This window comes from Streptomyces sp. NPDC059248, assembly GCF_042753905.1.
In the GTDB taxonomy this organism is placed as follows: Bacteria; Actinomycetota; Actinomycetes; order Streptomycetales; family Streptomycetaceae; genus Streptomyces.
This window is the reverse complement of record NZ_JBHYZV010000086.1, coordinates 23,052-29,604: the sequence shown is the minus strand read 5'-3', so window position 1 is coordinate 29,604 and position 6,553 is coordinate 23,052. Positions and strand designations below refer to the sequence as shown.

Annotated in this window: 6 protein-coding genes; 3 read left to right on the top strand and 3 right to left on the bottom strand. The window is 72.1% G+C overall.

Going from position 1 to position 6,553, the window contains the following annotated elements; genetic code table 11:
• Nucleotides 1-259 precede the first annotated feature (259 nt).
• A complete protein-coding gene (locus ACFXG1_RS28135) occupies nucleotides 260-1,993 on the top strand; it encodes a threonine/serine exporter family protein (protein ID WP_384711317.1) in 1,734 nt (577 codons plus the stop codon).
• A 62-nt stretch (nucleotides 1,994-2,055) separates the two neighbouring features.
• Here ACFXG1_RS28135 and ACFXG1_RS28130 read toward each other — a convergent pair whose 3' ends face one another.
• Nucleotides 2,056-2,763 carry a DedA family protein gene (locus tag ACFXG1_RS28130; RefSeq protein ID WP_384745067.1) on the bottom strand — a complete coding sequence of 236 codons (708 nt, stop codon included), beginning with the start codon at nucleotides 2,761-2,763 and terminating at the stop codon, nucleotides 2,056-2,058.
• A 294-nt stretch (nucleotides 2,764-3,057) separates the two neighbouring features.
• Between ACFXG1_RS28130 and ACFXG1_RS28125 the strand changes: the two genes are divergently transcribed.
• Entirely contained in the window at nucleotides 3,058-3,429 is a 372-nt protein-coding gene (locus ACFXG1_RS28125; protein ID WP_384711311.1) for a YbjQ family protein, read from the top strand.
• Between the two features lie 62 nt (nucleotides 3,430-3,491).
• Entirely contained in the window at nucleotides 3,492-4,925 is a 1,434-nt protein-coding gene (locus tag ACFXG1_RS28120) for a glutamate decarboxylase (protein WP_384745064.1), read from the top strand.
• A 126-nt stretch (nucleotides 4,926-5,051) separates the two neighbouring features.
• Here ACFXG1_RS28120 and ACFXG1_RS28115 read toward each other — a convergent pair whose 3' ends face one another.
• Together ACFXG1_RS28115 and ACFXG1_RS28110 are read right to left on the bottom strand one after the other, a co-directional pair.
• Nucleotides 5,052-5,723, bottom strand: a complete 672-nt coding sequence (locus tag ACFXG1_RS28115; RefSeq protein WP_384711305.1) for an SMI1/KNR4 family protein — start codon at nucleotides 5,721-5,723, stop codon at nucleotides 5,052-5,054.
• Nucleotides 5,724-5,803: 80 nt separating this feature from the next.
• Nucleotides 5,804-6,544, bottom strand: a complete 741-nt coding sequence (locus ACFXG1_RS28110; protein WP_384711320.1) for an ABC transporter permease — start codon at nucleotides 6,542-6,544, stop codon at nucleotides 5,804-5,806.
• Nucleotides 6,545-6,553 lie beyond the last annotated feature (9 nt).

Below are 6,553 nucleotides of genomic sequence, written 5' to 3'. Positions count from 1 at the left end.
GAGGGGCGGTAACGGCACGGCGAAGTCCGGCGACACCTACCGCTCCCGGCCCGCCCGCCCCGCACCGCTGTGCGCCACGGGCCTCGGGCCCCGAGCCCCGTAACGCCGGTCGCGCCCGGCGGGGGCGCCGGGGGCTCGGAGGTGTCTCGGGCAGCGGCGTGGGCAGGCGCACGGCTCGGGGTCGTCGTGGGGGCGATCCCCGCACATACTGATCGCGACGGACGCGACGAGAGCGGAAGGGCAGGAAGGGAGGGGCGTGGTGGCCGATGAGTCCGGGGCCGGGGCCCGGGAGACGAGGGGCGGTAACGGCACGGCGAAGTCCGGCGACACCTACCGCTCCCGGCCCGCCGACGCGCCCCCCGCCGACGATCACCCCTCCTCCGAGTTCGCCGTGCCCGACGGCGTCGCCCCGCCCGAGACGGCCGAGGAGGAGCACTCGACCTCCGAGTTCGCCGTCCCGGACGGTGTCGCCGAGCCCTCCACGACGGAGCAGGAAGGTTCCGCCTTCGCCACCCCGTCGGTCTACCGGGCCCGGCGCTCCCCGACCGCCTTCACCCCGGCCGACGGTGTGCCGAAGGTCGTCCTGACCAAGGACGCGCCCTGGCAGGACCGGATGCGCGCGATGCTCCGGATGCCGGTGGGCGAACGGCCGGTCCCGGAGGTCGTACAGCGGCACGACGAGGAGACGGGGCCAGCCGCGCCCCGGGTGCTCGACCTCACCCTCCGGATCGGCGAGCTGCTGCTCGCGGGCGGCGAGGGCGCCGAGGACGTCGAGGCCGCGATGTTCGCGATCTCGCGTTCGTACGGGCTCGACCGCTGCGAGCCCACCGTCACCTTCACCCTGCTGTCGATCACGTATCAGCCGTCCCTGGTCGACGACCCGGTGACGGCGAACCGGACGGTACGGCGCCGGGGCACGGACTACACCCGGCTCGCGGCCGTCTTCCGGCTGGTCCACGACATCAGCTCGCCCGATACCGAGGTGACGCTGGAGGACGCGTACCGCAGACTCGCGGAGATCCGCCGCAACCGGCACCCCTTCCCCGGCTGGGCCCTGACGGTCGCCGGCGGGCTGCTGGCCGGCGCGGCGTCCGTGCTGGTCGGCGGCGGGTTCCTGGTATTCGCGGCGGCGGCGCTCTCCGCGATGCTGGGCGACCGTCTCGCCTGGCTGTGCGCCGGGCGCGGGCTGCCGGAGTTCTACCAGTTCGTGGCGGCGGCGACGGCCCCGGCGGCGATGGGGGTGGCGCTGTCGCTCTCCCCGCTCGACGTCCGCGCGTCCGCGGTGATCACGGGTGGGCTGTTCGCCCTGATCCCGGGGCGGGCGCTGGTCGCGGGCGTCCAGGACGGGCTGACCGGCTTCTACATCACGGCCGCCGCCCGGCTGCTGGAGGTCGGGTATCTGGTCGTCGGGATCGTCGCGGGCGTGCTGAGCGTGCTGTATCTGGGGATCGGGCTGGGCGCGGCGCTGACCCCGGAGACCGTGCTGCACCCGCTGGAGCGGCCGGAGGTACAGCTGCCGGCGGCGATGGCGCTGTCGTTCTGCTTCGCGATCCTGCTCCAGCAGGACCGGGAGACCGTGCTGCTGGTGACCCTGAACGGCGGAGTGGCCTGGTCGGTGTACGGGGCGCTGGCGCTGACCGCCAGTGTCAATCCGGTCGCGGCGACGGCGGTCGCGGCGGGCCTGGTGGGTCTGTTCGGGCAGATGCTGGCGCGCTACCAGCACCAGTCGGCGCTGCCGTACATCACGGCGGCGATCGGCCCGCTGCTGCCCGGTAGCGCCACGTACTTCGCCCTGCTGTCGATGGCCAGGGGCGAGCTGAACGCGGGGCTCGCGTCCCTGTCGAAGGCGGCGGCGCTGGCGCTGGCCATCGCGATCGGGGTGAACCTGGGCGGCGAGATCTCCCGGCTGTTCCTCCGGGTGCCGTCGGTCGCCGGCGGCCTCCCGGGCCCGGCGTTCCGCCGCAAGGCCGCGAAGCGGACCCGCGGCTTCTAGCCTCCCGGGAGGAGCTTCGGGGCTTCGCGTGCCCCGGCACCGCGCCGCCCCGGGAAGCAGCGTCAGCGCTTCGCGTGCCGGCCCCGCTGGGGTGGGGCCGACGGGTCGCCCGGCGCGGTGTCCGCCGCGCCGGGACCGGGGGTCCGGCGGCTCTGCCTCCTGGCCCGCAGCAGCTCCACGGCGATCGGCAGCACCGAGACCGCGACGATCAGGATCAGGATCGCCTCGATGTTCTCGTTGACGAACGCCACATTGCCGAGGGCGGCGCCCAGGAGCGTCACCCCGGCGCCCCACAGCACACCGCCGACGATGTTGTACGTGACGAAGGTGCGGTAGTGCATCCGGCTGACGCCCGCGACGATCGGCGTGAACGTCCGCACGATGGGCACGAACCGGGCCAGCACCAGCGACTTCGGCCCGTACTTGGCGAAGAAGTCATGGGCCTTCTCCACGTTCTCCTGTTTGAAGAAGCGGGAGTCGGGCCGCTTGAAGAGCGCCGGGCCGACCTTGCGGCCGAAGAGATAGCCGACCTGGTCACCGGCGACCGCCGCGAGCACGATCAGCACACACACCGCCCACAGCGGCAGGGTGTCCAGCTTGCCGCTGGTCACCAGCAGTCCGGTGGTGAAGAGCAGCGAGTCGCCCGGCAGAAAGAAGCCGATGAGGAGGCCGGACTCGGCGAAGACGATCAGCAGGACCCCGATCAGGCCGAAGGTGCCGATCAGCTGGTCCGGGTCGAGCCAGCTCGGTCCGAGCGCAAGGGTGGTCACGAGGTCCGGGCTCCTGTACGGGTCGTCGGAGGGGGGACGGGCGTGCGTAGCGGAGCGGAGAGGGGCGGAGAGGGGCGGAGAGGGGCGCGGCGCCGGGGAGCGCCCCCGTACGGGCGACGCCCGAACCCGGTCCGGTGTTCCTGCGGCCCTCCCAGGATGCACACCTCCCGCCGCCCGGCAAAGCTGGTGTGACACGGGAGAACTATTCCGTCGAACACGGGTGGACGGCGGTCGTACACGGTTCGCACGCGGGTACGGACGGCGGCCGGGCAGCGGAGTGGAAGGGCTGATCGGATGGGCATCGCGGACTACGGCGGCGGACAGACCCCCCAGTCGGACGTCCTCGTCGTGACCACGAACGACGTTCCGGGCTATCGGGTACGTCAGGTCGTCGGCGAGGTCTTCGGGCTGACCGTCCGCTCCCGCCATCTGGGCAGCCAGATCGGCGCCGGGCTGAAGTCGATGATCGGCGGTGAGCTGAAGGGGCTAACGAAGACGCTGGTCGAGACCCGTAACCAGGCGATGGAGCGGCTGGTCGAGCAGGCCAGGGCGCGGGGCGCCAACGCGGTGCTGATGTTCCGGTTCGACGTCACGGAGGCGGCGGACGTGGGCACGGAGGTCTGTGCCTACGGGACGGCCGTCGTCATCGAGCCACTCGGGACCTGACCCGCGCCGAGCCGGATCACCCGGACGGCGGCGTACGACACGGAAAGCGGCGAGGAGCACGGATGCCACTCCATCAGGGCGCGGACGCGAACGGCGGTGACACGCCGAAGGACCGGCGGCGGCGCGAGCTGTCCCTCAACCCGTTTTTCTGGGAGGCCAACCCGGTCAGCGGTATGGAGGAGGCGCCGCCGACGCACCGGCTGCCGGACGGGCCGCTGCCGCCGATGACGGCGTACCGCCTCGTCCACGACGAGCTGATGCTCGACGGCAACTCACGGCTGAATCTCGCCACCTTCGTCACCACCTGGATGGAGCCCCAGGCGAGTGTCCTGATGGACGAGTGCCGCGACAAGAACATGATCGACAAGGACGAGTACCCGCGCACGGCCGAGCTGGAGCGGCGGTGTGTGGCGATGCTCGCGGACCTGTGGCACGCGCCGGACCCGTCGGCGACGGTCGGCTGCTCGACCACGGGGTCGAGTGAGGCCTGCATGCTGGCGGGGATGGCGCTCAAGCGGCGCTGGGCGAAGCGGAACGCGGACCGCTATCCGTCGCTCGCCCGGCCCAATCTGGTCATGGGCGTGAATGTGCAGGTCTGCTGGGACAAGTTCTGCTCCTTCTGGGAGGTGGAGCCGCGGCTGGTGCCGATGGAGGGCGAGCGGTTCCATCTCGATCCGGAGGCCGCGGCCGAGCTGTGCGACGAGAACACGATCGGTGTCGTCGCCGTACTCGGCTCGACCTTCGACGGATCGTACGAGCCGGTGGCCGACGTCTGCGCGGCCCTCGACGAACTCCAGCGGCGGACCGGGCTCGATGTCCCGGTCCATGTGGACGGCGCTTCGGGCGCGATGGTGGCGCCGTTCCTCGACGAGGACCTGGTGTGGGACTTCCGGCTGCCGCGGGTGTCGTCGATCAACACCTCGGGGCACAAGTACGGCCTGGTCTATCCGGGTGTCGGCTGGGCGCTGTGGCGGTCGGCGGCCGAGCTGCCGGAGGAGCTGGTCTTCCGGGTCAACTACCTCGGCGGCGACATGCCGACCTTCGCCCTGAACTTCTCCCGGCCGGGCGCGCAGGTCGTGGCGCAGTACTACACGTTCCTGCGGCTGGGCCGGGACGGCTACCGGGCGGTGCAGCGGTCGGCGCGGGACATCGCGACGGGGCTCGCGGCGAGGTTCGGCGCGTACGACGAATTCCGGTTGCTGACGCACGGCAACGAGCTGCCGGTCTTCGCGGTGACGACCGCGCCCGACGTCACCGCGTTCAACGTCTTCGACGTCTCACGGCGGCTGCGGGAGTCGGGCTGGCTGGTCCCCGCGTACACGTTCCCGAAGAACCGGGAGGACCTGTCGGTGCTGCGGCTGGTGTGCCGCAACGGCTTCTCGGCGGACCTGGCGGAGCTGCTGATGGAGGATCTGGATCGGCTGCTCCCGGAACTCCGCCGCCAGTCGGGGCCGCTGCCGATGGACCAGGGCAAGGCGACGGCTTTTCACCACTAGCCTGCGGTAGCTCGCCGTAACCATGACCGTTGAGTGCCGGCCGCGCGCCGTCAGTGGCTTGTCGCGCAGTTCCTCGCGCCCCTGAACACCCTGGCCGAGGCGGAGGCTTTTAGGGGCGCGGGGCCGTCACCACGGCTCCCGCGCCGCGTCGCCCGAGAGCCACTCCGCGAAGGTGCCCACGCGGTCGCCCGCCTTCAGGGGGAGGATCAGGTCGGTGGCCGCGCGGTCGTCGAACCACATCGTCCCCCGCAGCGGGCCCGTGACGGCCAGCAGGGTGGAGAAGCCACAGCCACCGTCCAGGATCACCACGGCACCCGCCTTCTTGCGCCGCTCGAACACCTCCACCTCCTGGTCCCACGCGATGTAGACCACGTCGAAGGCGGCCGGGTCGGGGAAGTCGTCCTGCTTCGGCTCGCGCTCGCACAGCGCGTAGTCGGCGTCCTTGTAGGAGTCGGGGTGCGGGAAGTCCGTGGCGAGGAGGTCGTACGCGATCTCGTACGTCGTCGTCCAGCGCCAGCCGTCCGGGGTCCGGGTCAGCGGGTTGAGCAGGCCCTCCTCCGGCGGGTCGAGCAGATAGGCGCGGTACTCGGCGGGGAGGGCGACGCCCAGCTCCGCCTCCGCTTCGGCCAGCTCCGCCCCGGTGAGCGGGCGCTGCCGGTTCGGGTAGCGGAGGCGCTCCTTCCGGCGGCTCGGGTCGCGCTCCTCGTCGGGCGTCGGGCCCACCGCGTCCCACAGCCACGCGGCTCCCCTGGCGGCCCACCCCGTGGCGCGTCCGACCGCGTTGACCAGCTCCTCCATGCCCCGCCCCGTATCCCCCGAAGGTGTCGTTCCAGGGGTCAACGATAGGCCGGGCCGACGATAGGCCGGTCCTGCCGGGGTCAGTCGCCGAGGCGCCGGAACCTGCCCACCGCCAGGGGGAAGAAGAGCGTCAGCAGGAGCAGCGGCCAGAACACGGCCAGCAGCAGGGCGTGGTCCGCGGCCCAGGAGCCGCCGGTGTCGAGTCCGGCGAGATCGCGGGCGGCCGTCGCCGTCGCGGAGAGCGGGTTCCACTGCACGGCCGCGCCGAGCCAGCCGGGCATCTCCGTCGGGGTGGCGAAGGCCGTGGAGAGGAAGGCGAACGGCCAGACGAGGATCTGGACCGCCTGCACCAGTTCGGTCCGTCCGGCGACCATCGCCAGATGGATGCCGATCCAGAGCATCGCGAACCGCAGCAGCAGAAGCAGCGCGAAGGCCGCCGCGAACGCCGCGACGCCGCCGTCCCAGCGCCAGCCGAGGGCGAAGCCGACCCCCGACATCAGCAGCAGCGCGGCGGCGGACTCCAGCATGTCGGCGGCGCTGCGGCCGACGAGGACCGCGGAGTCGGCCATCGGCAGTGACCTGAAACGGTCGATCACCCCCTTGTCGAGGTCCCGGGTGACCGCCGTCATCGTCGATTCGAGGCCGAACGCCATGGTCAGCGCCAGCATCCCGGGCATCAGATAGCTCAGGTAGTCGCCCTCGATCCCCCGGCCGCCGCCGAGGAGGTAGGCGAACATCAGCAGCATCATCACGGGGAAGGCGAGCGCGATCGCGATCTTCCACGGCAGCCGCGCCCAGTGGGCGAGTTCGCGGCGGGTCATCGTCCAGGC